Here is a 26,304-nt window from a genome sequence, read left to right as displayed (position 1 = left end):
GCGAGGGTATGAACGGCGAGGGACATCGCGACGCTATCCCGGCACCCTCGCGCCGATCACCGTCAGCGCTCGACAAAGGCTGGAGCCACGACTTGGTGGGCTCCAGACAAAGGGTGCTGGTTACACCGGGTAGGACGTGACACCGGTCACTGAGGCCGGGACGTTTCACTCACGTGTCGAGTGTGAACGGCGTCTGTAGGGTCCCACCAAACAGGGCATCGCACTCTGGCCGGATCCGCCCGAGCACCCCTACCCTTCGAGCCATGGTTGCCCAGGCCCTCACCCTCACGTCGCGTCGCCACGTCGACCTGCGACGAGTGAGCGCGGCCGCCTGTCGCCGCCCCGGGTGAGGCGGCTCCGGCGCGCCTCCCCTCCGAGACGGCGCAGTGCTCACTTCCCCCGGCCCGCCGATCCCGACCGGCACAGGACGAGCGCGAGAATCGTCCTGCGGTCCGTGCTGGAGCACGGTCCGGTGGGCCGCAGCACCATGGCCCGGCTGACCGAGTCGGCACCGGTGACGGACTGCTACGCCCGGTCCATCATCACCTTCGTCCTCAACCGTTCCTGGCTTGCTGGCCGGTCCGGCCGACTCGCCGTATCCGGACCTGCGGTCCGGTGACCCCGCAAACGGTCTTCAAGGTCGGGGAACAGCGCTAGCTGATCACCTTGGCGCAGTCGGGTCTTGCCGCCCCTGTTGGGCATGCCCGCTGTCCTGGGTGGGCTCGCGGCCCCACACGCCCTCGGAAGGGAGACAGCCTGGCCGGTAGCTCTCCGCTCCACCATCCTCCGGTGGTGGGTGGTCACACCTGGCCGACGCCGGATCCCGTACCCGAGAGCGCGTCGTGCGATGGCCACCGCGGCACCGTGATGTCGGGTGCCCTTATTCTTCGACTGGCCTTGCAGAGGCTTGGTCCAGTGCTGCCCGCCCCAGCGGCTGGTGTAAGCCGGGTCGACCGCGATGACGATCAGACCCGCGCGATAGGCCATTCCGCGCAGCCGCTCCCGGAACCGCGCGGTCGGGATGCCTGCCACTGTCCGGCGGAACCGTTTGCCGCGCCCGCCATGCCCCATGGTCTCCCGGCCAGCGCTACGGGCGTCGCTGAAGCCCAGGTCCTCGATTGCGATACCTGCGCAACCGTGTTCCCGGGCAACGCCGATGAGTCGACTGATCGCATCCCGCAGGCGGCCGTCCCGTGTGGCTGTGGGGCCAGTCAGGTCGAGCGCGACAGTGATGGGCTCGCCAAGCGGATTCCCATGCTCATCGAGCACGTAGGCGGCGAGATGATCGGCGTTCAGATCGACGCCGAGCAACCTCTCACCGAATTTCTCGATGTCACCCGAGGTGGGTGACACGGCCTTCTCGGCCGCCCAGGATGCATCCAGGTACCAGCGGTCACGAGCCGGATCAAAAGCAATGTCGTAACGCACCGCTCGGTGCGCGGTGACGCGGTCGAGCCACTCACCGCGCCGGTGATGGAACGTGACCGTACAGCCTGGCTTGTAGCGTCCCCTGGGCGCGTTGGCCAGGTGCCGCAGCGGCTCCGGTAGCACGATCGACACCGAGCCGTCGGCCGGGTCGACGGTGATGGTGTAGTTGCCGTACGGCGCGCTGGACTCACCATCTGCGGTGATGAACATCCGCCCGGCCTCCCAGCGCTCACGCCACTGGTTCTCGGTGAGCTGAGTGTCGGCGAGATGGTGCCGGACCTTCGCCAAGCGGCGACCTCCGGCAACGATCGATGGACGGCCGGCAGCGAGCCTCGCATCCACGGCAGCGAGCCTGCCCTTGATCACCTGAAGGCGCCGCTGCTTCTGAAACCTCTCGTCCTGATTGGCGTAGCCGCGCACGCCGTTCTGGGAACGCTTCCCACAGGGTGCAGCCAGGCGACGGCTGATGACGCAGATCACCCGCCGCAGGCCGGCCCTCTCATCGCGGAGCGCGCGCATCGACAGCTGATACTGATTCTCCGAGACACGGGTCATCGCTCCAGCCCAGCGGGACGAAGCCACCGTACTCAGCTTCTTCTTCCGCTTCGCCCGCGCGGCGTCCTTCGCTGTGACCTTGCCGATCCGCACGCGCTCAGCCAGGTCGGCCCGCTGGTGGCGCCCGAGGTGCTCACCCACCAGGCGCAGGACCTGCTCACCGGCAGGACCCAGACGTAACCGGTCCCGGATCCGGGCCCCCGACGGCGCGGCTACGGTGAACGGGGCCGCCAGCTCGCGCAGTTCGCGTTTCCTCCCGCGCTTGCGTGCCACTGGCCAGCCTCTCCTCTGATCACAACGAACCCGATCACCGCCACCGACCATGCCTTGCAAAGGCTCACCTGATCGAGGAAATCGACCCCATCCACCCGAACGGGTGATACGTCGGCCAACGATGGCCGACCTGCGTCGCAGTTGATCACCCGCTGACCGGTGAACGCGGGCTGTTCATCGGCGGGTTCGCCCAGCGGATCGTGGGCCTGTCGGTGGGTGAGTCCCGCACGCTGCTCGACCTGCTCCAGTCGTACGTGATCAGGCCGGAGCACATCCTGCGCCACCGCTGGTCCCCGAACCAGCTGGTGCTGTTCGACAACCGCATCACCCAGCACTACGCCGTCGACAACTACGACCGGCAGGCGCGCCGCCTGCACCGGGTGACCGTCGCCGGTGACATCCCCGTGGGCGTCGAGAGCAAGGAGAGTTACTCGGTGGAGGGCGACGCTTCGCACTACACGAGCGTGGCGGCGTAGTCACGATCCGTACCGGACGCGTCCGGATACTGGGCGGCCTCTCCCTCTGACCGGGGAGGCTGCCCAGACTGTGGGCGTTTTTTGCCGTCTCACGCACTGGACGAATCGCGCCCATGCCCAGCACCACCTCCGTCGAGGCTTCACAAGAGCCGGACGTCTCCCTCTCCCACGGCCTCAAGCAGCGCCATCTGTCGATGATCGCCCTCGGCGGTGTCATCGGCGCGGGTCTGTTCGTGGGCTCCGGCGCGGGTATCGCCGCCGCCGGTCCCTCGATCGTCGTCGCCTATGTCCTCTCCGGCCTCCTCGTGATGCTGGTGATGCGGATGCTCGGCGAGATGTCGGCCGCGTACCCCTCCTCGGGCTCGTTCTCCGCGCACGCCGAGCGCGCGATCGGGCCCTGGGCCGGCTTCACCGCCGGATGGTCCTTCTGGATCCTGCTCTGCACGGCCGTGGGCCTGGAGGGCATCGGTGCGGCGAAGATCGTGACGGGGTGGCTGCCGGGGACGCCGGAGTGGGCCTGGGTGGCCCTCTTCATGGTGGTCTTCTGCGCGGCCAACCTCGCCGCGGTGAAGAATTTCGGTGAGTTCGAGTTCTGGTTCGCGGCGCTGAAGGTGGGCGCGATCGGTCTGTTCCTGGTGCTGGGCGTCCTGGCGATCGCGGGCGTGCTTCCGGGTACGGACTCGCCGGGTGCGTCGAACCTCTCCGACTTCCTGCCGAACGGCAGCGAGGGGCTGGTCATCGGCATCCTCGCTTCCGTCTTCGCGTACGGGGGGCTGGAGACGGTCACCATCGCGGCGGCGGAGTCGGAGGACCCGGTCAAGGGTGTGGCGAGCGCGGTCCGTACGGCGATGTGGCGCATCGCGCTCTTCTACATCGGCTCGATGGCGGTCATCGTCACGCTGGTCCCCTGGGACTCGGCCGCGGTCGTCGAGAAGGGCCCGTACGTCGCCGCCCTCGACTCTCTCGGCATCCCCGGTGCCGGCAAGCTGATGAACGTGGTCATCCTCGTGGCGCTGCTCTCCGCGATGAACGCCAACATCTACGGCTCCTCGCGCATCGCCTACTCCCTGGTCGCGCGCGGCCAGGGTCCGAAGGCGCTGGGCAGGGTGTCGTCCGGGGTCCCCCGTGTCGCGGTCCTGGTCTCCTGCGTCTTCGGCTTCGTCTGCGTGCTGCTCAGCTACTGGCGCCCGGACGACGTCTTCTCCTGGCTCCTCAACATGATCGGCGGGGTGATCCTGGTCGTCTGGGGTTTCATCGCGGTCTCCCAGCTGCGGCTGCGGGGGCGGCTGGAGCGCGAGGCACCGGAGCGGCTGACCGTGCGGATGTGGGCGTTCCCGGTGCTGACGTGGGTCGCCATGGCGGGGATGGCGGTGATCTTCGTGTTGATGGCCCGGGAGGCGGACACGCGGATGCAGCTGTACTTCACGGGCGGGATGACGGTGGTGCTGGCGGCGGTCGGCTACACCTGGCAGCGCAGGCGCGCCAAGGCGACCTGATCGGCCCGATATGTGAAGGGCGCGAACGACACGCTGGAGCAGCTGGCGGAGGCGCGGGACAAGGAGACGTGGGGGGCGATCAACGGGCTGGAGAAGAACCTGGCCTTCCATCTGTCCGGGCACATCCTGCACTCGATCTGCTGGCACAACATGACCGGCGACGGCGGCGGTGAGCCGCTGGCCGTGGACGGGGTGGGCGAGCTCGCGGACGCCATCACCGAGTCGTTCGGGTCGTTCGCGAACCTCAAGGCCCAGCTGACCAAGGCGTCGGCCACGACCCAGGGTTCGGGCTGGGGCGTCCTCGCCTACGAGCCGCTCAGCGGCCTCCTGATCGTCGAACAGGTCTACGACCACCAGGGCAACGTCGGACAGGGGTCGGTGCCGATCCTCGTCTTCGACGCCTGGGAGCACGCCTTCTACCTGCAGTACAAGAACCAGAAGGTCGACTTCATCGAGGCGATGTGGGCCGTCGTCAACTGGCAGGACGTGGCCCGCCGTTACGGGGCCGCGAAGTCCCGGGCGGATGTGCTGCTGATGGCGCCGTGAGGCGCGTACGAGTCGTCCTGCCTCGTGATCGTCTTCTCAACCTTCACCGGCAGGCGGAATGACGGAAGCCCCCGCGAGGACGTGACTCGCGGGGGCTTCCTGGTGCGCCTCGGGATCAGGGCTTGCGGCCCACGCCGCCGTGCTGGCCGATCGGCGTGGGGGTCGCGTCCGTGTCCGGGCGCCACAGGGGGACGGACACGATGCCCGGTTCCACCAGCTCCAGGCCCTCGAAGTACCCGGTGATCTGCTCGATCGGGCGCAGGAAGTACGGGACGGCACCGGTCTCGTTGTAGGAGTCCTGGGCGTGTTCGTAGTCCGGGTCGGTGCCCCGGGACCCCTCGTTGAGCGAGAGGTAACTGCCCGAGGGGAGGCCGGCCAGGAGGCGGCTGACGAGCTCGCGGGCCTGGTCGTAGTCGGCGACGTGGCCGAGGATGCCACTCATGATCAGGGCCGTCGGCCGGGTGAGGTCGAGGGTCTTGGCCGCCGCCTGAAGGATGCGCTCCGGGTCGTACAGGCTCAGGTCCTCGTACGCCGTCACGCCCTCCGGTGTCGAGGTGAGCAGGGCGCGGGCGTGGGCGAGGACGAGCGGGTCGTTGTCGACGTAGACGATCTTCGATTCGGGGGCGCTGCGCTGGGCGACCTCATGGGTGTTGTCGACGGTGGGGAGCCCGGTGCCGACGTCCAGGAACTGGCGTACGCCCGCCTCCTCCACCAGATACCGGATGGTGCGGCCGAGGAAGGCGCGGCTGCTGCGGGCGATGGTGACGATGCCGGGGAAGACGGCGGTGTAGGCATCGCCGGCCGCCTCGTCCACGGGGTAGTTGTCCTTGCCGCCCAGCCAGTAGTTCCAGATGCGGGCCGAGTGAGGCACCGAGGTGTCGATCTCCGTCATGGGCCCATGGTGCTACGCCTCGCCCTGCTCACAGGGCACATTCAGGGAGAGAAGTGCGGGGGGATCGTCGCTGGTCACACGCAGTTCGGTGACCGCCGCGTTACGTAGTCGAGGGAACACCCGCCGGTAGTCGCGCAGGGGGATGTGCAGCAGTTCGCACAGCACCAGACGGAACAGGGTGTTGTGGGCGACCACCAGGACGCGCCCGGACGGGTGGGCGGCCGCGATCCGGCGCAGGGCGGCCGCTCCCCGTGCGGCGGCCTCGACAGGGTTCTCGGCGCCGGGGAACGGGTGCGCCACCGGATCGGCACGGAACGCCTCCGCCGCCTCGGGGTCCTCGGCCGCGAACTCGGCGAGGGTACGGCCCTCCACCACCCCGAAGTCGCATTCGCGCAGGTCGGGTTCGCGGTACGGGGTGAGGCCGAGGGCGTCGCAGGCGGGCTGTGCCGTGATGACGGCCCGGGAGACCGGGGACGTCCAGATCGCGTCGACCGGGTGCTCGGCGGCCCACCGGCCCAGTGCCGCGGCCTGCGCCCGGCCCTCGTCGGTGAGGGCCACGTCGCTCACGCCCGCGTAGCGGTTCTCGGCGTGCCAGACGGTCTGGCCGTGGCGGGCCAGCAGCAGGGTCGTGCTCATGAGTCCGCGGTATCCAGGGTGAGGCGGCTGTACGCGTGTGCCGCGACGGGTTCCGGCAGCCAGCCGCGGGTGGTCAGCTCGGTCACGAGCCGGGCGTACGGCTCCGCGAACAGGGCCGTGCGGCCGGGGCGCGGTGCCACGACCGTACGGATGCGGACCATGCTCTCGGCGATGTCCGGCAGCGCCTCGCCGGTGACGCCGTGGGCCGCCAGCACCGCCATGCCCAGGGCCGGTTCGGTCTGTTCCGGGATCCGGGCCGGGCGGCCCAGGATGTCGGCGCGGAGCTGGTTCCAGTACGGGCTCCGGGCGCCGCCTCCGGTGAAGGCGAGGGGGCCGTCGAGGGGGGCGCCGAGGTGGTGGAGGTAGTCCAGGCAGAGGCGTTCCGCGAAGGCGACGCCCTGGAGGAGGGCGGCCCAGAGGTCGGCGTCGCCCGCGGGTTCGCCGAGGACCAGGGCGGTGGCCTGCGGGGCGAGGAAGGGGAAGCGTTCGCCCGGGGAGACCAGGGGGTAGGCGATGGCGCCGGCCGGCTCGTGCGCCGCGGCCCGCTCGTCCATCACCGCCGGATCCGCCCCCACGAACGCCGCCGTGAGCACCCCGGCACCCACGCTGGAGGCGCCCCCGGGCAGCCAACTCCCGTCCGGCGCACGGTGGTTGTAGACGACGCCGGTGGGATCGTGGACGGGGACGGGCGAGGCGCCCTTGAGGACGAGGGTGGTGCCGAGCACGGAGTTCCAGGAGCCCTCGCGCAGGGCGCCGGACGCGATCTGGGCCGCGCAGCCGTCGGTCATGCCGGCGATCACGGGGGTGCCGGCGGGGATGCCGGTGGCCTCCGCTGCGGCCGGACAGACCTCGCCGAGCAGGGTGCCGGGGCGCACGACGTCCGGCAGTCCGGGGGCGCCGGGGACGTCGGGCCAGGCGTCGGCCGCCACGTCGTAGGCCGTCTTGAGGGCGTGGCTGGAGTCGGTGGGGACGGGCCGGCCGATCAGGCGGGCGGTGATGAGGTCGGGCTGGTGGGTGACGGTTCCCCGCCCATGGGTGCGGGCCAGCCACAGCGCCTTCGGCAGCCCCCAGGTGTGCTGCACCGCGAGGCCCGCCGACCGCAGCCGCTCCGCCTCGGCCCAGGCCCGGCCGTCGTCGTACATCAGCGCGGGGGTCACGGGCCGCCCGGCGGGGTCCGTCAGCAGTACGGTCCCGGAGGTGCCGCACACCGCGAGGCCCGCGATGCGCCGGGAGCCGTTCCCGAGTGCCGCCCCGGACGCCGTGCACACCGCCGCCCACCACTCCCCCGGGTCCTGCTCGTGCCGCGGCCCGTCGCGCCGCCCGTCCAGCGGGGCCGTGCCACTGCCCAGGACCGTACCGTCGGCGCCGACGACCAGGACCCGCACGCTCTGCGTACCGAGGTCGATCCCGAGCCATGTCTCCTGCGACATCCCGGCCTCCCGCACATCACACACCGTGAACTTCTCACTCTGCACTGAGATTTACCCGTGCGCGAGGGATTGACGGCCATCTTCCGCCGTTACACCCTCTGTTATCGAGTCGACTCGACGTGTTAGCCAAGGCTTGCCGCACGCTGCCCACGCGGGTTCTCCCGGCCGACCGGCCTTGTGCCGGGGGTCCGGGGGTTGTCCCCCGGGTAGACGCAGCGCCCGAGTACCGGAGACCCAGCCCCACCTGGAGGTCACGGATGGACACGCACGCGCACGACCGCCGACGTTTCCTCGCGCTCGGCGCCGCTCTGGCCGCCGCCCCCGTCCTGTCCGCCTGCGGTGCCGGTTTCGGCGGGGACGACAAGGGGGACGGCTCGGCCGCGGACGACGTCACCGGCTCCTTCGACTGGAAGCGCGAGCAGGGCACGACCGTCAAGGCGCTGCTCAACAAGCACCCGTACACGGACGCGCTCATCGCCGACCTCAAGGCCTTCACCGAGCAGACCGGCATCAAGGTCGAGTACGACGTCTTCCCCGAGGACAACTACTTCGACAAGCTCACCGTGGACCTGTCGAGCGGACGCGCCTCCTACGACGTCTTCATGCTCGGCGCGTACATGGTGTGGCAGTACGGGCCACCGGGCTGGCTGGAGGATCTCGGGCCCTGGATGCGCAACTCCGCGGCCACCGGCGCCGAATGGGACCAGGCCGACTTCTTCCCCAACCTGCTCCAGGCCGACCAGTGGTCGCTGAAGGCCGGTGCCCCCCTCGGACAGGGCGGGCAGTACGCGCTGCCGTGGGGGTGGGAGACGAACGTCGTCGCCTACAACACCGAGGTGTTCAAGAAGCTCGGCATCCAACCGGCCGAGACCTTCGACGAGTTACGCGAGATCGCCGGGGTCATCAAGGACAAGGCGCCCGGCGCCGGGTTCGACGGCATGTACGGGATCGCCGTCCGCGGCTCCCGCAGCTGGGCCACCATCCACCCCGGCTTCATGACCATGTACGCCCGCAACGGCCTGCACGACTTCACGGTCAGCGGTGAGAAGCTCACGCCCGCCATGAACACCCCGGAAGCCATCGCGTTCACCGAGGACTGGGCCGGCATGGTCAAGCAGGGCGGTCCGCCGTCCTGGACGTCGTACACCTGGTACCAGTGCTCCAGCGACCTCGGCGCGAAGAAGGCCGGGATGCTCTTCGACGCGGACACGGCCGCGTACTTCCAGGCCGTGAAGGGCGCCAGCCCGGCCTCCGGGAAGATCGCCTTCCATCCGGGGCCGAAGGGGCCCGACGGCTCGCTCGCCACCAACATGTGGATCTGGTCGCTCGGCATGAACGCCAGGAGCAAGAAGAAGAGCGCCAGTTGGCTGTTCCTCCAGTGGGCCACCGGCAAGGAACATCTGCGCAGGAGCGCGATCACGCACAACCACATCGACCCGGTACGGAAGTCGGTCGCCGACGACGCCGCGTACAAGGACAAGATGAAGAGCCTGCCCGGCTTCATCGAGACCTTCGAGACGGTGGTCGACCAGACGAAGATCCAGTTCACTCCGCAGGCGCAGTTCTTCGACGCCACCACCAGCTGGGCCGCGGCCCTCCAGGAGATCTACGGCGGCAAGAACGCCGAGTCGGTGCTCAACGGTCTGGCGGGCGACCTCGCCGACAAGGTGGACTAGCCATGCGGCTCGCCCTGCGCCCGTACGTTCTGATCGTCCCCGCCCTGCTGTTGACCTGCGGGATCCTCTATCCCTTCGGACTCGGGCTGTACTACACGCTCTTCGACTTCTCGGCGAGCAAACCCCAGCCCGACATGGTGCGGTTCGAGAACTACCAGACCGTCTTCACCCAGGACGCCTTCTGGAACTCGGCCTGGGTGACGGTCCTGTACGCGGTCGGCGCGGCCGCCGCCGAGACGTTCCTCGGAGTCGCCGTCGCCCTGCTGCTGCACCGCTCGTCGATCGTCGGCCGGGTGCTGGAGAAGATCCTGATCCTGCCGCTGATGATCGCCCCCGTGATCGCGGCGATCATCTGGAAGCTGATGCTGCAACCGTCGGTGGGGGTGATCAACTACCTGCTGAAACCGGTGGGGTTGGGCGGCGTGCAGTGGACGGACACCCCGACCGGGGCGCTGCTGTCGTCGATCGCCGTGGACGTGTGGGTCTACACGCCGTTCGTGGCGATCCTCGCCCTCGCCGGGCTGCGGTCATTGCCGGCATCGCCCTTCGAGGCGGCGGCGGTCGACGGGGCGAGCTGGTGGTACACCTTCCGGCGACTGACGTTGCCGATGCTGTGGCCGTACGTCCTGGTCGCGGTGATCTTCCGGTTCATGGACTCGCTGAAGGTGTTCGACATCATCTACGCCCTCACCGAGGGCGGGCCCGGCGACTCGACCGTCGTCCTCCAGATCCGGGCGTATCTGGAGGCGATCCGCTTCCAGCGGTACTCCTTCGGGATCAGCTACACGATCGTGCTGTGGGCCGTGGTGTACCTGGCCGCGATGGTGCTGGTCCGCCATCTGGGGAAGATCCAGCGGAAGGCGGCGGAGGTGGCCCCCAAATGACCTTGCGCAAGCGCCTGTCGGGCTGGCTGGCGGATGCCGCCCTCATCGTCTACTTCGTCTTCGCGCTCTTCCCGATCGCCTGGATGCTGATCCTGTCGCTCAAGCCCACGAACGAGCTCTTCAGCACCTACTTCTCCTTCTCCCCCACCCTCGACGGCTACCGCACGGTCCTCGGCGACAGCGAGGGCATCCCCTTCGTGCGGTTCTTCGTCAACAGCCTGGTGGTGTCGCTGGGGGCGGTGCTGCTGTCGCTGCTGGTCGGACTGCCGGCGGCGTACGCCTCGGCCCGGTGGCGGTTCAAGGGCTCCGAGAACCTGATGTTCACGCTGCTGTCGTTCCGGTTCGCACCCGAACTGACCGTGATCATCCCGCTGTTCGTGCTGTACCAGAAGCTCGGCCTCTTCGACACGTACGTCGGCATGATCTGGGTGCTCCAACTGGTCACCCTCCCGCTGATCGTGTGGATCATGCGGTCCTACTTCGCCGATCTGACCCCGGAGCTGGAGCAGGCGGCCCTGCTGGACGGCTACACCCGCAAACAGGCCTTCTTCAAGGTGGCCCTCCCCCTGGTCAAGCCGGGGGTGGCGGCCGTGTCGCTGCTCGCCTTCATCTTCGCCTGGAACAACTTCGTCTTCCCCCTCATCCTCACCTCCAACGAGGCCCAGACCGTGACCGTCGGCGCGCTGTCCTTCCTCGGCGGCGACCGCCCCAAGTACAACCTCACGGCGGCGGCGGCCCTGGTCTCCGTCGTACCGCCGCTGCTGCTCGCCCTGACCATCCAGCGGTATCTGGTGCGGGGGCTGTCGTTCGGGGCGGTGAAGTCGTGATCGGGCTGCGGGGGGTCAGAAAGACGTACGGCAAGGTCACGGCCCTCGACGGGCTCGAACTTGAGGTCAGGGAGGGCGAGTTCTTCTGTCTGCTCGGTCCCTCGGGGGCCGGTAAGACGACCACGTTGAAGACGGTGGCGGGGCTGGAGCTCCCCGACGCCGGGACGGTCGAGATCGACGGCAGGGACATGCGGGACGTCGAGCCGTACGACCGTGGCGTCGCGATGTGCTTCGAGAGCTACGCCCTCTATCCGCACAAGTCGGCGTACGACAACCTCGCCTCCCCGCTCCGCTCGCCCCGGCACCGCCTTCCGGCCGCCGAGGCCCGCGAGCGGATCGGCGCGATCGCGGAACTCCTCGGCATCAGTGGCCTGTTGGATCGGCCAGTCGGCCAGTTGTCCAATGGTCAGCGGCAGCGCGTCGCCCTCGGCCGCGTGCTGGTCCGGCCCGCACGCGCCTTCCTGTTGGATGAGCCACTCAGCCACCTCGACGCCAAACTGCGCCAGCAGATGCGGGCCGAACTGAAGGCGATCGGGGCGGTACAGCGCACGACCACCTTGTACGTCACCCACGACTCCGTCGAGGCACTGGCGCTCGGCGACCGGATCGGGGTGATCCGGGAGGGGCGGATCGTGCAGACGGGGACGCGGGAGGAGATCTGGTACCGGCCCCACGACACCGAGGTGGCGCGTGCGTTCGGGCGGCCCCGGATCAATCTGCTGCCGGGGACCGTGACCGGGGACGGGGGTTTCCGGTCGGCGGACGGGAAGGTCGAGCTGCCGCTGTCGGCGAAGGCCCCGGCGGGGACGGACGTCCTCGTCGGGGTCCGCCCCAGGGACATCGCCCTGAACGGCCAGGGCCTCGAACTCGCCGGCACCGTCTACGTCACCGAGGTCCTCGGCCGGGCCGTCGAGGTCACCGTCCGCCTCGGCGAGCAGCACGTCTCTCTGGTGGCGCCCCGGGCCGACACCACCGGTCTGCGTCCCGACGATCCGGTACGGCTGACGGTCCGGCCTGAGAACCTGCTGCTGTTCGAGGCCGACCGGCCGGAGCGCCCAGGACGACGGATCGGGAAACGATGAGCAGCAACGCACAACAGGGTCCCGCGGCCCGCCAGTCCGCCATGGCGGAGCAGGTCCTCGCCGACGGCTCGGCGACCGCGGCGGAGCTCGCCGAGCGGTTCGGGGTGAGCCTGATGACGATCCACCGGGACCTCGACGAGCTCGAACGGCAGGGGATCGTCAGGAAGTTCAGGGGCGGTGTGACCGCTCAGCCGTCCGGGGTCTTCGAGTCCAACGTGCAGTACCGCCTGAAGACCATGCGGGCCCAGAAGGCCGCCGTCGCCGAACACGCGCTCAAGCTCATCGAGCCCGGCATGGCGATCATGCTGGACGACTCCACCTCCACCCTGGAGATAGCCCGCGGACTCCGCCTGGGCGACATCACCCCGCTGACGGTCGTCACCAACTTCCTGGAGGCACTCAACCTCCTGTCCGACCGGCGCGGCATCCATCTGATGGCCCTCGGCGGCGACTACGACCCCCTGCACTCCTCCTTCCTCGGCGTCTCCTGCGTCGAGGCCATCCAGTCCCTGCGCGTGGACGTCTGCTTCGCGTCCACGTCGGCCGTGCACGGCGGATACGCCTACCACCAGGAGCAGCACATCGTGTCGGTGAAGCGGGCGATGCTCGAGTCCGCCGCCCGCAACGTCCTGCTGATCGACCACACCAAGCTCGCCCGGACCGCCCTGCACCGCGTCGCGCCCCTCTCCCGCTTCGACCTGGTGCTGGTCGACGACGGGGCGCCGGCGGACGCGCTGCGGGACCTGGACGAGCACAAGGTCCGGTACGAGGTCTGTGCGAAGAACGCGACGAGGGGCGGCGATGACCCAGCTGGAGTTACGTGAGCTGCGCAAGACCTACCGTTCACGGGGACGCCCGGCCGTGGACGCCGTACGAGGCATCGATCTCGCCCTGCGGTCCGGAGAGTTGCTCGGGCTGCTGGGACCGTCCGGGTGCGGCAAGTCCACCACGCTGCGGATGATCGCCGGTCTGGAGACGGTCACCGGCGGGGACATCCTGGTGGACGGGCGGTCGGTGATCCAGAGCCCCGCGCAGGCCCGCAACATGGGCGTCGCCTTCGAGAACTACGCGCTGTATCCGCCGCTGACGGTGGCGGAGAACCTGGCGTTCGGGCTGAAGGCGCGGCGCCGCGCCGCCCGCGGGGACGTCACCCGGAAGGTGGCGGACATCGCCGAACGGGTGGGTCTGACCGACCTCCTCGACGCCCGCCCGGCGGGCCTGTCCAGCGGCCAGAAGCAGCGCGTGTCCCTCGCCCGCGCCCTGATCCGCGAACCGGACGTCCTGCTCCTGGACGAGCCGCTCTCCCATCTGGACGCGGCCCAGCGCGACACCACGCGCCGGGAACTCAAGCGCATCCAGCGGGACCTGGGCCATACGACCATCCTCGTCACCCACGACCAGGAGGAGGCGCTCTCCCTCGCCGACCGGATCGCCGTGATGAGGGACGGGGTGATCCAGCAGCTGGGCACGCCGTACGAGATCTACGACAGCCCCGCCCATGTCTTCGTGGCCGACTTCGTCGGCGAACCCGCGATCAACCTGCTGAACGGCATCGTGACCGACGACGGCCAGGCCCGTCTCTCGGAGTCGGTACGGATCGCGCTCCCGGTGCCGGTGGCGGCGGGCCGGGAGGTGGTGGTCGGGATCCGCCCGGAGGATCTGCGGCTGTCCGGGGGCGAGGGCCTGTCCGCGCGGGTCGTGGCCCACGAACCCCTCCTGGAGTCGGGCATCGCCACGCTGGCCCTGGAGGGCGTGGAACTGGTCGTCCTCACCGGCCCGGAAGTTCGGCTCGCCCACGGCGACGACGTCCATGTCACCGCCGACCCGGACCTCACCCATGTCTTCGACGCCGAGACGGGAGACTCCCTGCGATGAGCGAGCCCCTGCGGATCACGGCAGCCGGCGACCACTTCGTCCTGCCGGGCCTGATCGCCCGCGCGGTCGCCGACGAGGTCGGCGAACAGGCCGTGGAGATACGTGAGTTGACGCTCGGCTGGCCCCTGGAGCCGTTCGGGCCGGTCGCGGAGGTCACGGAGGCGAGCGACGCCGAGGAGGAGCTGATCGGAGCGCTGTCCGGTGCGGAGGTGCTGGTCACACAGATGGGCCCGGTCACCGAACGGGTCCTGGCCGCCTCGCCCTCGCTGCGCCTGGTGGTCGTCTGCCGGGGCGGTCCGGTCAACGTCAACCTGGAGGCGGCCAAGGCGCACGACGTCCGCGTCTGCTTCACCCCCGGGCGCAACGCCGCCGCCACCGCGGAGTTCACCGTGGGCCTGCTGCTGGCCGCTCTCCGCCGTATCCCCCAGGCCCACCACCTCCTCGCCGGACAGGGGAGCTGGGAGGGGGCGGCGTACTACACCTACGAGAACAGCGGACTGGAACTGGAGGACCTCCCCGTCGGGCTCGTCGGCTACGGCGCGGTGGGCAGCCGGGTCGCCCGGGTGCTCTGCGCCTTCGGCGCGCAGGTCATGGTCCACGACCCGTACGTTCGCGGCGAGATCCACGGTCTGCGGGTGCCGTTTCTCGACGACCTCCTGCGCAGGTCCCGCGTGATCACCCTGCACGCCCGTCTGACCGAGGAGACCCGGGGCCTGATCGGCGCCCGTGAACTGGCCCTGCTCCCGCCGGGCGCGGTCGTGGTCAACGCGGCCCGCGGCCCCCTCCTGGACGAGGAGGCGCTGTGCGACGCGCTGGAGAGCGGGCGGTTGTCGGCGGCGGCGCTCGACACGTACGCGAGGGAACCGGTGCCGGCGGACTCACGGCTGCTGGGGCTGGCGGAACGGGTGGTGATGACCCCGCATCTGGGCGGGGCCTCGCGCGCGGTGGCGGAGAAGGCGGCACGGATCGCGGCGGAGGAAGTGGGCCGCTGGCTGCGCGGGGAACCGCCGGCGCACTGTCTGACCTGAGACTCGAGGAGGCGCTCATGTACGTGGGGATCGATGTGGGCACGTCCATGGTGAAGGCCGCCGCCTTCGACGGCTCGGGACGTGAACTGGCCGTCGCCGCCCGCCCGGTGGGCCTCGCCCTGCACGGCGGTTTCGTCGAGCAGGACATGGACGAGGTGTACGGGGCGGTCGTCGCCGTCCTGGAGGAGGTGACCTCGCGCGTGCCCGGGCCCGTGGAGCTGGCCGGGCTCACCGGGCAGGGCGACGGGGTGTGGCTGGTGGACGCGCAGGGCCGTCCGGTGCGGTCGGCGGCGTCCTGGATGGACGGCCGGGCGCACGAGCTGGTCGACCGGTGGCTGGCGGACGGCACGTTCGAGACGGTGTTCCGGCGGACGGGCAGCGCCATGTTCCCGGGCTGTCCGGGCCCGCTGCTGGCCTGGCTGGACAGCCACGACCCGAAGTCGCTGGACGCGGCGTCGGCGGCCGTCTACTGCAAGGACATGGTGTTCCAGCGGCTGACGGGGGCGGCCCGGGCGACGACGGACGTGTCGGACGCGTCGATGCCGTTCCTGGACCCGCGCTCGCGCACCTACGACAACCGGGTCGTCGAGCTGCTGGGCCTGACCCACCGGCGCGGTCTGCTGGCCCCGGTCAGCGACCCTCTCGCCACGGCCGAGGCGCGCGGCGAGGGTCTGCCGGCCGGCACCCGGGTCGCCGACGGCCCCTACGACCTGCCCGCCTGCGCACTGGGCGCCGGCGTGACCGCGCCCGGTGACGGGCTGCTGATCGTCGGCACCTGTCTGGCCAGCCTCGTCGCCACCGGTGACGTGGACCTGACCGGTGAGCCGGCCGGTCTGTACATCTGCACCGACCGCCCGGGCCACTGGCTGCGCGCCATGCCGGCGATGGTCGGCACGGCGGCCCTGGACTGGGTGCTGTCGACGACAGGCGTCCGGCACGAGGAGGTCGACGGCCTGCTCGCGAAGACCCCGCCGGGCGCCAACGGGGTCCGTGTCCTGCCGTACTTCGCTCCCTCGGGCGAGCGCGCGCCCTTCGTCGAACCCCGGCTGCGCGCCGAACTCAGCGGTGTCTCCCTGGAGTCGACGCGAGCCGACCTGGTCCGGGCCACCTGTGAGGGCATCGGGTACGCGGCCCGGCACTGTCTGGAGGCGGCGGGCCTGACCGGTTCCCTCGCCGTGTGCGGCGGCGGCACCCGCAGCCCCGCCTGGATGCGGCTGCTGTCCGACGTGCTCGGGCGCCCGCTGCGGGTCGTCGAGGGCGAGGTGGGGGCGCGGGGCGCGGTGCTCGCGGCGGCCGAGCGGTTCGGGGTGGAGCTGGACGCGGAGGCGTGGACGCGGCCGACGTCGGTGGTGGAGCCGGACGCCGAGCGGGTGGCGTTCTACGCGAAGGGGCACGAGGAGCATCTGGTGCGGCTGGCGGCGGCCCGCGACCGGGCACGCGACTGAATCGCCGTACGGGAATGGGGAGTCGCATGACTGAGATAAGACGTCGTTCCGTCCTGCTCGCGGCCGCCGCCACCCCGGTGGCCGCGGCCGTGCCCGCCCACGCGGCGGTTCCCGAAAGGGGGCGGCCTCTGGTGATCGGACACCGGGGAGCCGCCGGCTGGCGCCCGGAACACACCGCCGCCTCCTACACGTACGCCGTCCAGGCGGGCGCCGACTGGATCGAACCGGACCTGGTGCCGACGAAGGACCACGTGCTGGTGGTCCGGCACGAGAACGAGATCTCGCAGACGACGGACGTGGCGGCGCAACCGGAGTTCGGGGACCGCCGTACGACGAAGACGGTGGACGGGCGGTCGGTGACCGGCTGGTTCACCGAGGACTTCACGCTGGCGGAGCTGAAGACGCTGTGGGCGGTGGAACGGCTGCCGCTGGTCCGCAACCGCAACACGGTCTTCGACGGCCGGGAGCGGATCCTCACCTTCCAGGAGGTGGTGGATCTGGCGCGGAAGCTGTCGCGGTCGTCCGGCCGCACGATCGCCGTCTTCCCCGAGACCAAGCACCCGACGTACTTCCGCTCGATCGGCCTGGAGCTGGAGCCGCAGTTGACGGCCCTGATCCGCCGCAACCGTCTCGGGCCGCGCGAGTGCGTCGTCCAGTCCTTCGAGCCGACGAGCCTGCGGCGGATGACGGGACTCGGCGTGCCGCTGTGGCAGGCGCTGGGGACGACGGGAGGACCGTACGACCTGGTCTCGGCGGGTGATCCGACGACGTACGCGGACATGATGACCCCGGCGGGGCTGGCGCGGATCGCGCGGTACGCGGCGTGGATCGGGCCGGACAAATCGTCGGTCGCCGCGTCGACCCTGCTCGCGGACGCGCACGCGGCGGGGCTGAGGGTGGGGCCGTACACCTTCCGCGCGGAGAACCAGTTCCTGCCCGCGGCCTTCCGGCGCGGAAGCGGAGCGAACGATTTCGGGGACGCGTTCGCCGAATACGCGCTGTACTACAGGCTGGGAGTCGACGCGGTGGTGACGGACTTCCCTGATCTGGCGGTGATCGCGAGGAGGGGTTGATGTTCTTCAAGAACAAGTACTGTCCCGGCTGCAAGAAGTACAACCAGGTGTACCGGATGCTCGACGCCGGAGAGAGGGCGAAGGCCAAGGAGAAGCACTGCGGCAGGACCGACCTGTGGCGTTGCACCGCGGAAGGCTGTCGGTGGTACCAGCCCGTGCACAACCAGGGAGACGGCGACCTGCTCCCGGAGGAACTCCGGATCCCGGCCGCCGACCCCAATGAGTGATCCCTACAGGTTGCTGAAGTCCGGGCCCTTGGTGCGGGTGCGCTTGATCTCGTAGAAGCCCGGGACCGAGGCGACCGCGAGTGTGCCGTCCCAGAGCCTTGCCGCGTCGTCGCCCTTGGGGGCCGGGGTGACGACCGGGCCGAAGAAGGCGATCTGCTCGCCGTCGGGGCCGGGGACGGCGATGACCGGGGTGCCGACCTCCTGGCCGACCTTCTCGATGCCCTCCTTGTGGGAGGCGCGCAGCTCGGCGTCGAACTCGAAGTCCTCCTGGTCGGCGTAGTCGATCAGGTCGGCGGGGAGACCGGCGTCGGCCAGCGCGGCGGCTATGGCCTCGAGCGTCGGGCCCTCGCCGTTGTTGTGGAAGCGGGTGCCGAGCGCGGTGTAGAGCGGGCCGAGGACGTCCGCGCCGTGCTTCTGCCAGGCGGCCGTCGCCACCCGTACCGGCTTCCACGCCTTGGTCGCCAGCATGTCCCGGTACTCCTCGGGCAGCTGGTCGATCTTGTCCTCGTTCAGCACGGCCAGGCTCATGATGTGCCAGCGCACCTCGATGTCCCGGACCTTCTCCACTTCCAGAACCCAGCGGGAGGTCATCCAGGCCCAGGGGCACAGGGGGTCGAACCAGAAGTCGACGGGCGTCTTCGCGGTGCTGGTCTCGGACATGCGTCTCCTAAAGGAAAGTGTTCGAACGAAGAGGGAACGCCGTCCGCGTCCCGCCCCATTCCCGTTGCCGCCCCTCATTACCTGCTGCCGCGCGTCAGGGGCACATGGCAGGATCGGTGCTGTCCACATACCGAACGCCCCCCGAGGGAGTGCCGCCCGTGCCCGGTGAGAATCTGTCCCGCGACGAGGCCCGGGAGCGGGCCGCCCTGCTGTCCGTCGACGGGTACGACGTGTCCCTCGACGTCCGCTCCGCCGTGGGCGGCGGGGACGAGGCGCCGCGCACCTTCCGGTCCGTGACCACGATCCGCTTCCGGTGCAGTGAGCCCGGCGCGTCCAGCTTCGCGGATCTGATCGCGCCGAGTGTGACGGCCGTCTCCCTCAACGGCAAGGATCTGGACCCGAGCGAGGTCTTCGACGGCTCCCGGATCGCCCTGGAGGACCTGGCCGCCGACAACGAGCTGGTCGTCGACGCCCAGTGCGCCTACTCCCGTACCGGCGAGGGCCTGCACCGCTTCGTCGACCCCGAGGACGGCGAGGTCTACCTCTACACCCAGTACGAGCCGGCCGACTCCCGCCGCGTCTTCGCCACCTTCGAGCAGCCGGACCTCAAGGCCCCGTTCCGCTTCGAGGTGCGGGCACCGGAGGCCTGGACGGTGTGGAGCAACGGGGCCGGGGAACGGTCCGAGGGCGTGTGGCGCTTCGCGGAGACGAAGCCGATCTCGACGTACATCACCTGCGTGGTGGCGGGCCCGTACCACTACGTGACGGACTCCTACTCCCGTGATCTGGGCGACGGTACGACGCTGGAGATCCCCCTCGGCGCCCTGTGCCGCAAGGGCCTGGCGAAGCACTTCGACGCCGACGACGTCTTCCTGATCACCAAGCAGGGCCTGGACTTCTTCCACGAGCACTTCGACTACCCGTATCCCTTCGGGAAGTACGACCAGGCGTTCGTGCCCGAGTACAACCTGGGCGCGATGGAGAACCCGGGCCTGGTGACCTTCCGCGAGGAGTACATCTTCCGCGGCAAGGTGACCCAGGCGTCCTACGAGGCGCGGGCCAACGTCATCCTGCACGAGATGGCCCACATGTGGTTCGGCGACCTCGTCACCATGGTGTGGTGGGACGACCTGTGGCTGAAGGAGTCCTTCGCGGACTTCATGGGCACGTTCGCCAACGTCGGCGCGACCCGCTTCGAGAACGCCTGGATCACCTTCGCCAACCGCCGCAAGGCCTGGGCGTACCGCGCCGACCAGCTGCCGTCGACGCATCCGATCACGGCGGACATCCGCGACCTCCAGGACGCCAAGCTCAACTTCGACGGCATCACGTACGCCAAGGGCGCCTCCGTGCTGAAGCAGCTCGTGGCGTACGTCGGTCAGGACGCGTTCCTCGAGGGCGCGCGGCGCTACTTCAAACGGCACGCCTACGGCAACACCCGCCTCGGTGACCTGCTGTCGGTGCTGGAGGAGACCAGCGGCCGGGACATGGCGGTCTGGTCGCGGTCGTGGCTCCAGACGGCCGGGGTGAACTCCCTGACTCCGCAGGTGCTGTTGAACCCCGAGGGCCTGGTGGACGAGCTCGCCGTGGTCCAGGAGGCCGCCGAGTCCCACCCCGAACTGCGCCCGCACCGGGTGGCGGTGGGCCTGTACCGCAAGGGCGCGGACGGGGCGGTCGAGCGGTACGCGCGCGTGGAGGTGGACGTCGACGGGCCGAGGACGGTCGTGCCGGAGCTGGCGGGCGCGCAGGCGCCGGAGCTCGTCCTGGTCAACGACGATGACCTGACGTACTGCAAGACGCGGTTCGACACGGGCTCCCTGGAGACCCTCAAGGCGCATCTGGGGGACCTCACCGACCCGCTGGCCCGCGCCCTGTGCTGGTCGGCGCTGTGGAACATGACGAGGGACGCGCTGCTGCCCGCCCGGGACTTCGTGGACCTGGTGCTGCGGTTCGCGGGCCGGGAGTCGGACATCGGTGTGCTGCAGATGCTGCACGCGTGGGCGAACTCCTCGCTGGTCAACTACGTGACCCCGCAGTGGGCTCCGACGGGCGAGCGGCTGCTGGCCGAGGGCGCGCTGAGGGAGCTGCGGCTGGCGGAGCCGGGCAGTGAGCACCAGCTGGCGTGGGCGCGGTTCTTCGCGACGGTGGCGTCGGGTGCGGCGGATCTCCAGCTGCTCCAGGGCCTGCTGGAGGGAACGGCGAAGATCGAGGGCCTGGAGGTGGACCAGGAGCTGCGCTGGGCGTTCCTGGAGCCGCTGGCCGCGCACGGGGTGGCGGACGAGTCGGCGCTCGCGGCCGAACTGGCTCGCGACGACACGGCGTCGGGCAAGCGCCACCAGGTCCGCTGTCTGGCGGCCCGCCCGTCGGCGGCGGTGAAGGCGCAGGCGTGGGCGCAGGTGGTGGAGTCCGACGCTCTCTCGAACGCACTGGTCGGGGCGACGATCTCGGGCTGGAACCAGTCCTCGCAGCGGGAGTTGCTGGCGCCGTACGCGGCGAAGTACTTCGAGGTGATCGAGCGGGTGTGGACGGACCGCTCGATCCAGATCGGCATGGACGTGGTCGGCGGCATGTTCCCCTCGCTCCAGCAGTCGCGGGCGACGGTGGAGGCGACGGACGCGTGGCTGGCGGCGCACGAGGAGGCCGCACCGGCCCTTCGCCGTCTGGTGCTGGAGGCGAGGGACGACCTGGCACGGGCGTTGCGCGGACAGGAGTGCGACGCGACGGCGGGCTGAACCGCCGGTCACCGCCGATCTCCACCGATCTCTGCCCTGAGCTTGGGCGCTTGGTAGCCGTTACGAGATTCAGTCACTAGCGGCCGTAACCCCTGGTCCAACCCATTCGGACCAGGGGTTTTCGCCGCCTACTCGGCACCCGAACACCCGTCCTTTAGTACCGCCTTGTCCGCATTCGTCGACAGGCATGTAACAGGGGTTAGGAATCAGGTCAACGGCGGGAACCCCCGCTGCATGAACCACAACACCCCGGTCCCCCCGCTCTCCCCCCGCCCGGTCCGCCACCTCTCGGAGGTGCGCCGCCGGGTGATGACGGCCGCGCAGTTGAGGTCGCACGGCGTCTCCTCCTCGGAGACGAACGAGCAGTGCCGCCCCGGCGGCCCCTGGCAGCAGCTCCTCCCGGGCGTGATCCTGCTCCACCCGGGCCCGCCGACCGGCGAGGAGCGCCTGCACGCGGTCCTGATGTACACGGCGAAGGAGCGCCCGGCGGGGGTCCCGGCCCAGCCCGGAGCCGAGCAGCCGCACGCCCCGACGTACGCGGAGGCGATGCTCACCGGTCTGGCGGCCCTGACGCTGCACGGCTTCACGTCGGCGCCCCCGCTGATGGCGCAGGACAAGCTGGACGTCCTGGTCCCGCGCCTGCGCCGGCTGCGCTCGACGGGCTGCGCCCGCATCGTCCGTACGACGTCCCTGCCGGCCCCGCAACAGGTCACGGGTCTCCCGGTGGCCCCGGTGCCCCGCGCCCTGGCCGACGCGGTGGCGGAACTGTCGGACGCGGGAGTGGTAAGCCGGCTGCTCACCGAGGCGGTCCGGGGCGGCCACTGCGAACCGGCGGCGGTGGTCCGTGAGTTGAGCAACGCGAAGCTGCTGAGCCGGCCGCACGTGGTGGACGCGGTGGACTCCCTGCTCGCGGAAGGCCGGTCGATCGCGGAGGACCGCCTGTACCGCATGGTCCGCGAGCACGGTCTGCCGGACCCGGTGTGGAACGTCGACCTCCGCCTCCCCGGCGGCCCCCACCTGGGCGGCCTGGACGCGTACTGGCCGGAACAGGCGGTGGCCGTGGAGCTGGACACCCGGGTCCCCCGCCAGGACGAGGACGCCCTGTGGTCCGAGTACGCCCGCAAGCGCGAACACCTGGAGCGCCTCGGCATCACGGTCGTCCACATCACCCCGAAGAAGCTCCGCGACGCGGCGGAACAGCAGGCGACGGTGGTCCGCACGGCGCTCATGGCGTCGGGCGACCGCGACCCGGCGGCGTATGTCGTGGTGCTGCCCCGGTAGTGACGGACCGGGGCAGCACCAAGGGGGAAGAGGAGGGGCCGCCGATCGGAGGGGGATCGGCGGCCCCTCCTACGCGTGCGGCCGCCTACCACCCACCGGCGTGCGGCGCCTTCGGCACAGCGGCGTCCCGGTGCCATCTCCGGTGGATCCACAGCCGCTCACCGGCCAGCTCGGTCCGCGCCCACAGCCCGGACAGCGGGCCCAGTCCCGTCCCCGCCGGCAACCGCGCGAGCACGCGCGTCGGCCACACCCTCCCGAACCGCCCGTACTCCAGCACGACGACACCCCGGTCGGTCAGCAGCACCACACGGCGGCTGATGAACGCGGTGGCGAGAACGACTCCGGCAAGTGCCCCCAGAAGGGTCCAGAGCAGATCGAAAACGCCCGGCCCGCCCCACGAGGCGGCGGCGAAGCGCGCCCCGATGGGCCCACTCAGGAAGAAGGCGTTCTGCACCCAGGGATTGAGCCCGCCCTGTGCCAGCACCACGCGCCCGACATGCTCACCGGGCTCCAAGAACCGCTGCGACCGCCGGGCAACCCGACCGGTCAGACCCGACGCCACGATATGCCGCCTCGAAAATCCCATGAATGTCGAGCGGATCTTCGACTTTTCGTTGAACCCTTGTCAATGAAAGTCCCGGCAAAGTCAGGGCCCGAGCCCCAGCTCTCCTTGCCTCAGCTCTCCTTGCCGCAGAACTCCGCCTCGATCACGGCATCGGTGTCCCCCGACCAGTCCCCGTTGAAGTTGAGGGCGAGCGAGTGGCGGCCGTCCGCCGTGGTCACCGCCTCCGAGGTCGAGCCGTGGATGCCGCCGCCGTGGCCCCAGACGTGGACGCCGCACGACAGCTTGCGGTCGATGAGGCCGAGGCCGTAGCCGGCGTTCGGGATGACCTCGACCGGCACGGTCGTCTTCATCTCCTTCAGCTGCTTCGGCGGGAGCAGCTTGCCCCGCAGCAGCGCGGAGTAGAAGCGGTTCAGGTCGGAGGAGTCCGAGATCATCTCGCCCGCCGAGAAGGCGAGCGAGGGGTTCAGCTTCGTGACGTCGTACGTCGGTCCCGTCGTCGTCTCGGCGAGCTTGGAGTAGGCGCGGCTGCTGGGCCCCGGGACGGTGACCCGGGTGCCGGGGACGGAGGTGGCGTTCAGGGACAGGGGTTCCACGATCCGCCGGCGGACCTCGTCCCCGTACGGCCTGCCCGTGACCTTCTCGATCACCATGCCCGCCAGGACGTAGTTGGTGTTGGAGTAGTTCCAGGAGGTGCCCGGCGCGAAGTCCGGCTTGTGGGTCATCGCGATGGCCACCAGGTCCGCCGGCGCCTTCGTGTCGTAACGATGCTCGAGGAAGCCGTCCTTGAGGAAGTACGTCCTGACGAAATCGTCGTCGGCGGTGTAGTCGAAGATGCCGCTGGTGTGGTTGAGGAGCCGGCGCAGGGTGATGCGGCGGCCGTCGTGGCCGTTGCCCCGGACGGTACCCGGCAGCCACTTCGCCACCTTGTCGTCCAGCGACAACCGCCCCTCCGCCTCCAGTTGCAGCAGGACCGTCGAGACGAAGGTCTTGGTGATGCTGCCGACGCGGTAGCGGTCGTGGACCGAACGTGGCTGGTCCGTTTTGAGGTTGCCCACACCGGCGGTCGTGGCCCAGACGCGGTGTCCGGTCCTCGCCGTCGCCGTCACCCCGGGTACGCCGTCCTTCACCGCGGCCTCGATCGCCTCGCGGGTCGTCTCGTGGTCACCTCCGGCGGGCGCGGCCGCGACCGCGGGGCCCGCCAGGGCCAGTGACAGCGCCACGGCCGTCGCCGCCACGAGAGTCGTCCGTACGGTCATGTCTCTCCCCTTTGTGCTCTTCGTCGAGCGTGGTCGGGGGGTGAGACCCGGCCGAGATCGCCGAGGTTGAGCCGGGTTGGCCGGTTGAGCGGGTTTCAGCCCTTCTTCAGCACCAGCTCGGTGTTGCGGTCGCCCGTCGTGCCCGCCAGGTCCGTACGGCCGCCGGGGGCGTTGTAGGAGAGCTCGCGGTACAGGGCCGACAGGCCCGTCTGGGAGAGGTCGGCGAAGTCCGTGCGGTGCGGGGCCGAGGACTCGACACAGGTGGTGAAGAGGGAGATCGTGCCGTCCTTGTTGTCCACCAGCTCGACGACGCGGGCGAGTTGGGGGTAGTCGACGTGGGAGGCGGTGGAGATCTCCCAGAAGGAACGGCCGTTGCCGACGGCGTGCGGGGTGATCTCGTTGCGGTGGATGTGGCCGTTCACCCAGGCGAGGACGCCCCGGTGACGGCCGAGCAGGGTGACGACCTCGGCGCCGGTGTGGCGGCGCTCACCGGGGCGGGCCGGGTCGGGGCGGGTGTTGTCCATCGACTTGCTGGTGTGGTGGCTGAAGACGACGGCGTACGAGTCCTTGTTGTCCTTCAGCGTCTTGTCCAGCCACTTCATCTGGGCCGTCCCGACGGACCCCTCGTAGTGGCCGCCCGCGTCGGTGGTGTCGAGGCTGATGCCGATGACGTCCTCGGCGATGCGGAAGGAGTAGTACTGGGTGCCCGCGTCGAGGTTGGCGGTGGAGTAGCCGTGTCCGACCGGGCCGAGACCGCGGTAGGCCGGGTCCAGGTGGGCCCGCACGTACTCGCGCGGGGTGAACGGTGCCCGCCGCTCGTCCGGGGTCACCGAGCGCATGTCACGGGCGTGGGCCTTGAGGAGGTCGCGGAAGCCGACGCCCCTCGGGTCCTTGGCCTTCTTGATGGCGTCCTGGAGCTTCTTGGCCTCGGCGGCGGGCAGGCTCATCAGCTTCTTGCCGCCGACGGCGTACTCGGTGAGCCAGGAGTCGCCGTGGGAGGCGTAGCAGCCCAGCGGCATGGAGTCGTGGTTGCCGACCGTGGAGTACCAGGGGAGGTTCAGGCCGGGGCTGTTCAGCTCGCGGATCGCGGCGGCGAGGAAGCCGTCGAGGTGCGGGAAGCCGCGCTGCTTGTCGGCGTCGCGGGCGGTGGTGCCGGGCTGCCAGTACTGCTTGATCCCGCTGTTCTGGACGCCCTCGTACTGCCGCGGGTCCCCCGTGTTGGCGATGACGCGGCCACCGCTCATGACCTTCAGGAACCACTCCAGCTCGGACTTGGCGTTGTTGTCCGTGTTGTCGCCGGTGGTCATGGCGAAGTGCAGCGGCGTGCCGGTGACGGGGGCGCCGCGCAGCGCGTTGATCCGCTCCACGAGCGCGATCGCCCCGTGCACCGTCAGCGCCTCCTGGGGCCGCCAGGCGTGCACGTCGGCCGAGCGGAGGTACTCCAGGCGCAGCGGGTGCTGGGCGTCGATCAGGTGCAGATCGGTGAGCTGGACGAACGCGGCGAGCGCGGTACGGCGGCCCGCGCGGCCCGCCTTCGGTGCGGCGAGCTCACTGCGCACCACCCGCTCCCAGCCGGGACCGTCACCGAGGCGGCGGAAGCCGGAGGCGGTACGGGCGGCGGCGACGGTGGCGACGGTCGTGCCCCGGGTGTACGGGGCGAGCGGGACGGCGGGGGCCTGCCGGGACTGGGCGACGGGCGCCCCCTGTGCGGCGGTGCCGGTGGTGGTGGCGGCCTGGCTGTCGGTGGGCCGCAGGGCGTAGCCGACGCCCGCGGAGACGGCTGCGGCGCCGGTGGCTGCGAGGACGGTACGGCGGTTGACCGCCAGGGCGGAGGTGAGAGCAGAGCGTGTGCGCGACATGGCGCGGTCTCCCCGAGTGCGAACGCGTCGGCAGTGGTCGCGGGGGACTCGCTGTCGCGAACAACCCGCTCACTGTGGATCGTTGGCACCGGGAATGACCTG

22 protein-coding genes and 2 pseudogenes are annotated in these 26,304 nt (G+C 70.3%); 16 read left to right on the top strand and 8 right to left on the bottom strand.

Features of this window, described 5'->3' with window-relative positions; all coding sequences use genetic code 11:
• Nucleotides 1-263 precede the first annotated feature (263 nt).
• Complete coding sequence (locus QF037_RS51065; protein WP_353694792.1) at nucleotides 264-350, top strand: putative leader peptide; 87 nt, start codon at nucleotides 264-266, stop codon at nucleotides 348-350.
• Between the two features lie 175 nt (nucleotides 351-525).
• Here the strand turns inward: QF037_RS51065 and QF037_RS30430 are convergent, their stop codons facing one another.
• Nucleotides 526-2,256, bottom strand: a complete 1,731-nt coding sequence (locus tag QF037_RS30430) for a hypothetical protein (RefSeq protein WP_307030639.1) — start codon at nucleotides 2,254-2,256, stop codon at nucleotides 526-528.
• Between the two features lie 146 nt (nucleotides 2,257-2,402).
• Here QF037_RS30430 and QF037_RS30425 point away from each other — a divergent pair.
• The 3 genes and pseudogenes from QF037_RS30425 to QF037_RS30415 all read left to right on the top strand — a co-directional run.
• Nucleotides 2,403-2,732, top strand: a pseudogene (locus QF037_RS30425) (TauD/TfdA dioxygenase family protein); the annotation flags it as partial.
• Nucleotides 2,733-2,845: 113 nt separating this feature from the next.
• Nucleotides 2,846-4,228, top strand: coding sequence for an amino acid permease (locus tag QF037_RS30420; protein ID WP_307030637.1), 1,383 nt, complete (start codon nucleotides 2,846-2,848; stop codon nucleotides 4,226-4,228).
• 3 nt (nucleotides 4,229-4,231) lie between these two features.
• Nucleotides 4,232-4,774, top strand: a pseudogene (locus QF037_RS30415) (superoxide dismutase); the annotation flags it as partial.
• 115 nt (nucleotides 4,775-4,889) lie between these two features.
• Here QF037_RS30415 and QF037_RS30410 read toward each other — a convergent pair.
• Genes QF037_RS30410 through QF037_RS30400 form a run of 3 tightly spaced genes read right to left on the bottom strand, consistent with a single transcriptional unit; the run spans nucleotide 4,890 to nucleotide 7,732 of the window.
• A complete protein-coding gene (locus QF037_RS30410; RefSeq protein ID WP_307030635.1) occupies nucleotides 4,890-5,666 on the bottom strand; it encodes an SAM-dependent methyltransferase in 777 nt (258 codons plus the stop codon).
• A 12-nt stretch (nucleotides 5,667-5,678) separates the two neighbouring features.
• On the bottom strand, nucleotides 5,679-6,302 hold the full coding sequence (locus QF037_RS30405; RefSeq protein WP_307030633.1) for a histidine phosphatase family protein: 624 nt from the start codon (nucleotides 6,300-6,302) through the stop codon (nucleotides 5,679-5,681).
• Nucleotides 6,299-7,732, bottom strand: coding sequence for an FGGY-family carbohydrate kinase (locus QF037_RS30400; RefSeq protein WP_307030631.1), 1,434 nt, complete (start codon nucleotides 7,730-7,732; stop codon nucleotides 6,299-6,301). Before QF037_RS30400 ends, QF037_RS30405 begins: the two co-directional genes overlap by 4 nt.
• A gap of 257 nt (nucleotides 7,733-7,989) precedes the next feature.
• Here QF037_RS30400 and QF037_RS30395 point away from each other — a divergent pair, with 257 nt between their 5' ends.
• Genes QF037_RS30395 through QF037_RS30350 form a run of 10 tightly spaced genes read left to right on the top strand, consistent with a single transcriptional unit; the run spans nucleotide 7,990 to nucleotide 17,849 of the window.
• A complete protein-coding gene (locus QF037_RS30395; RefSeq protein ID WP_307030629.1) occupies nucleotides 7,990-9,408 on the top strand; it encodes an ABC transporter substrate-binding protein in 1,419 nt (472 codons plus the stop codon).
• A gap of 2 nt (nucleotides 9,409-9,410) precedes the next feature.
• Complete coding sequence (locus QF037_RS30390) at nucleotides 9,411-10,292, top strand: carbohydrate ABC transporter permease (protein ID WP_307030627.1); 882 nt, start codon at nucleotides 9,411-9,413, stop codon at nucleotides 10,290-10,292.
• Nucleotides 10,289-11,119, top strand: coding sequence for a carbohydrate ABC transporter permease (locus tag QF037_RS30385; protein ID WP_307030625.1), 831 nt, complete (start codon nucleotides 10,289-10,291; stop codon nucleotides 11,117-11,119). The genes QF037_RS30390 and QF037_RS30385 overlap by 4 nt, the downstream gene beginning before the upstream one ends.
• Nucleotides 11,116-12,201, top strand: a complete 1,086-nt coding sequence (locus QF037_RS30380) for an ABC transporter ATP-binding protein (RefSeq protein WP_307030624.1) — start codon at nucleotides 11,116-11,118, stop codon at nucleotides 12,199-12,201. Before QF037_RS30385 ends, QF037_RS30380 begins: the two co-directional genes overlap by 4 nt.
• Entirely contained in the window at nucleotides 12,198-13,025 is an 828-nt protein-coding gene (locus QF037_RS30375) for a DeoR/GlpR family DNA-binding transcription regulator (protein ID WP_307030622.1), read from the top strand. The genes QF037_RS30380 and QF037_RS30375 overlap by 4 nt, the downstream gene beginning before the upstream one ends.
• On the top strand, nucleotides 13,003-14,076 hold the full coding sequence (locus tag QF037_RS30370) for an ABC transporter ATP-binding protein (RefSeq protein ID WP_307030620.1): 1,074 nt from the start codon (nucleotides 13,003-13,005) through the stop codon (nucleotides 14,074-14,076). Before QF037_RS30375 ends, QF037_RS30370 begins: the two co-directional genes overlap by 23 nt.
• Nucleotides 14,073-15,104 (top strand): 2-hydroxyacid dehydrogenase, encoded by a 1,032-nt coding sequence (locus QF037_RS30365; RefSeq protein WP_307030618.1) that lies wholly within the window; start codon nucleotides 14,073-14,075, stop codon nucleotides 15,102-15,104. Before QF037_RS30370 ends, QF037_RS30365 begins: the two co-directional genes overlap by 4 nt.
• A gap of 17 nt (nucleotides 15,105-15,121) precedes the next feature.
• Nucleotides 15,122-16,549 carry an FGGY-family carbohydrate kinase gene (locus tag QF037_RS30360; protein WP_307030616.1) on the top strand — a complete coding sequence of 476 codons (1,428 nt, stop codon included), beginning with the start codon at nucleotides 15,122-15,124 and terminating at the stop codon, nucleotides 16,547-16,549.
• Nucleotides 16,550-16,575: 26 nt separating this feature from the next.
• The gene (locus tag QF037_RS30355; protein WP_307030614.1) at nucleotides 16,576-17,622 is read left to right on the top strand and encodes a glycerophosphodiester phosphodiesterase family protein; all 1,047 of its coding nucleotides are present in this window, start codon (nucleotides 16,576-16,578) and stop codon (nucleotides 17,620-17,622) included.
• On the top strand, nucleotides 17,622-17,849 hold the full coding sequence (locus tag QF037_RS30350; protein ID WP_307030612.1) for a hypothetical protein: 228 nt from the start codon (nucleotides 17,622-17,624) through the stop codon (nucleotides 17,847-17,849). The genes QF037_RS30355 and QF037_RS30350 overlap by 1 nt, the downstream gene beginning before the upstream one ends.
• 3 nt (nucleotides 17,850-17,852) lie before the next feature.
• Here the strand turns inward: QF037_RS30350 and QF037_RS30345 are convergent, their stop codons facing one another.
• Nucleotides 17,853-18,509 (bottom strand): mycothiol-dependent nitroreductase Rv2466c family protein, encoded by a 657-nt coding sequence (locus QF037_RS30345; RefSeq protein WP_307030610.1) that lies wholly within the window; start codon nucleotides 18,507-18,509, stop codon nucleotides 17,853-17,855.
• A gap of 158 nt (nucleotides 18,510-18,667) precedes the next feature.
• Between QF037_RS30345 and pepN the strand changes: the two genes are divergently transcribed.
• Both pepN and QF037_RS30335 read left to right on the top strand, forming a co-directional pair.
• Nucleotides 18,668-21,241: an aminopeptidase N gene (gene pepN / locus QF037_RS30340; RefSeq protein WP_307030608.1), complete on the top strand. Its 2,574-nt coding sequence runs from the start codon at nucleotides 18,668-18,670 to the stop codon at nucleotides 21,239-21,241.
• Nucleotides 21,242-21,475: 234 nt separating this feature from the next.
• Nucleotides 21,476-22,522, top strand: a complete 1,047-nt coding sequence (locus QF037_RS30335) for a hypothetical protein (RefSeq protein ID WP_307030606.1) — start codon at nucleotides 21,476-21,478, stop codon at nucleotides 22,520-22,522.
• Between the two features lie 85 nt (nucleotides 22,523-22,607).
• Here QF037_RS30335 and QF037_RS30330 read toward each other — a convergent pair whose 3' ends face one another.
• From QF037_RS30330 to QF037_RS30320, 3 genes are all read right to left on the bottom strand, one after another.
• Complete coding sequence (locus tag QF037_RS30330) at nucleotides 22,608-23,009, bottom strand: hypothetical protein (RefSeq protein WP_307030604.1); 402 nt, start codon at nucleotides 23,007-23,009, stop codon at nucleotides 22,608-22,610.
• 188 nt (nucleotides 23,010-23,197) lie between these two features.
• Nucleotides 23,198-24,343 carry a serine hydrolase domain-containing protein gene (locus tag QF037_RS30325; protein ID WP_307030602.1) on the bottom strand — a complete coding sequence of 382 codons (1,146 nt, stop codon included), beginning with the start codon at nucleotides 24,341-24,343 and terminating at the stop codon, nucleotides 23,198-23,200.
• Nucleotides 24,344-24,438: 95 nt separating this feature from the next.
• Nucleotides 24,439-26,202 (bottom strand): TIGR03767 family metallophosphoesterase, encoded by a 1,764-nt coding sequence (locus QF037_RS30320; RefSeq protein WP_307030600.1) that lies wholly within the window; start codon nucleotides 26,200-26,202, stop codon nucleotides 24,439-24,441.
• Nucleotides 26,203-26,304 lie beyond the last annotated feature (102 nt).

The sequence above is a fragment of the Streptomyces canus genome (genome assembly GCF_030815415.1).
Classification (GTDB): Bacteria; Actinomycetota; Actinomycetes; order Streptomycetales; family Streptomycetaceae; genus Streptomyces; species Streptomyces canus_F.
The sequence above is the reverse complement of the archived record's forward strand: the minus strand, read 5'-3'. Positions and strand labels throughout refer to the sequence as shown.

What these genes read in the sequence shown, in the direction of transcription:
- QF037_RS51065 (WP_353694792.1), top strand. Translation starts at nt 264, where the DNA reads ATGGTTGCCCAGGCCCTCACCCTCACGTCGCGTCGCCACGTCGACCTG.
- QF037_RS30420 (WP_307030637.1), top strand. Translation starts at nt 2,846, where the DNA reads ATGCCCAGCACCACCTCCGTCGAGGCTTCACAAGAGCCGGACGTCTCC.
- QF037_RS30410 (WP_307030635.1), bottom strand. Translation starts at nt 5,666, where the DNA reads ATGACGGAGATCGACACCTCGGTGCCTCACTCGGCCCGCATCTGGAAC.
- QF037_RS30405 (WP_307030633.1), bottom strand. Translation starts at nt 6,302, where the DNA reads ATGAGCACGACCCTGCTGCTGGCCCGCCACGGCCAGACCGTCTGGCAC.
- QF037_RS30400 (WP_307030631.1), bottom strand. Translation starts at nt 7,732, where the DNA reads ATGTCGCAGGAGACATGGCTCGGGATCGACCTCGGTACGCAGAGCGTG.
- QF037_RS30395 (WP_307030629.1), top strand. Translation starts at nt 7,990, where the DNA reads ATGGACACGCACGCGCACGACCGCCGACGTTTCCTCGCGCTCGGCGCC.
- QF037_RS30390 (WP_307030627.1), top strand. Translation starts at nt 9,411, where the DNA reads ATGCGGCTCGCCCTGCGCCCGTACGTTCTGATCGTCCCCGCCCTGCTG.
- QF037_RS30385 (WP_307030625.1), top strand. Translation starts at nt 10,289, where the DNA reads ATGACCTTGCGCAAGCGCCTGTCGGGCTGGCTGGCGGATGCCGCCCTC.
- QF037_RS30375 (WP_307030622.1), top strand. Translation starts at nt 12,198, where the DNA reads ATGAGCAGCAACGCACAACAGGGTCCCGCGGCCCGCCAGTCCGCCATG.
- QF037_RS30370 (WP_307030620.1), top strand. Translation starts at nt 13,003, where the DNA reads ATGACCCAGCTGGAGTTACGTGAGCTGCGCAAGACCTACCGTTCACGG.
- QF037_RS30365 (WP_307030618.1), top strand. Translation starts at nt 14,073, where the DNA reads ATGAGCGAGCCCCTGCGGATCACGGCAGCCGGCGACCACTTCGTCCTG.
- QF037_RS30360 (WP_307030616.1), top strand. Translation starts at nt 15,122, where the DNA reads ATGTACGTGGGGATCGATGTGGGCACGTCCATGGTGAAGGCCGCCGCC.
- QF037_RS30355 (WP_307030614.1), top strand. Translation starts at nt 16,576, where the DNA reads ATGACTGAGATAAGACGTCGTTCCGTCCTGCTCGCGGCCGCCGCCACC.
- QF037_RS30350 (WP_307030612.1), top strand. Translation starts at nt 17,622, where the DNA reads ATGTTCTTCAAGAACAAGTACTGTCCCGGCTGCAAGAAGTACAACCAG.
- QF037_RS30345 (WP_307030610.1), bottom strand. Translation starts at nt 18,509, where the DNA reads ATGTCCGAGACCAGCACCGCGAAGACGCCCGTCGACTTCTGGTTCGAC.
- QF037_RS30335 (WP_307030606.1), top strand. Translation starts at nt 21,476, where the DNA reads ATGAACCACAACACCCCGGTCCCCCCGCTCTCCCCCCGCCCGGTCCGC.
- QF037_RS30325 (WP_307030602.1), bottom strand. Translation starts at nt 24,343, where the DNA reads ATGACCGTACGGACGACTCTCGTGGCGGCGACGGCCGTGGCGCTGTCA.
- QF037_RS30320 (WP_307030600.1), bottom strand. Translation starts at nt 26,202, where the DNA reads ATGTCGCGCACACGCTCTGCTCTCACCTCCGCCCTGGCGGTCAACCGC.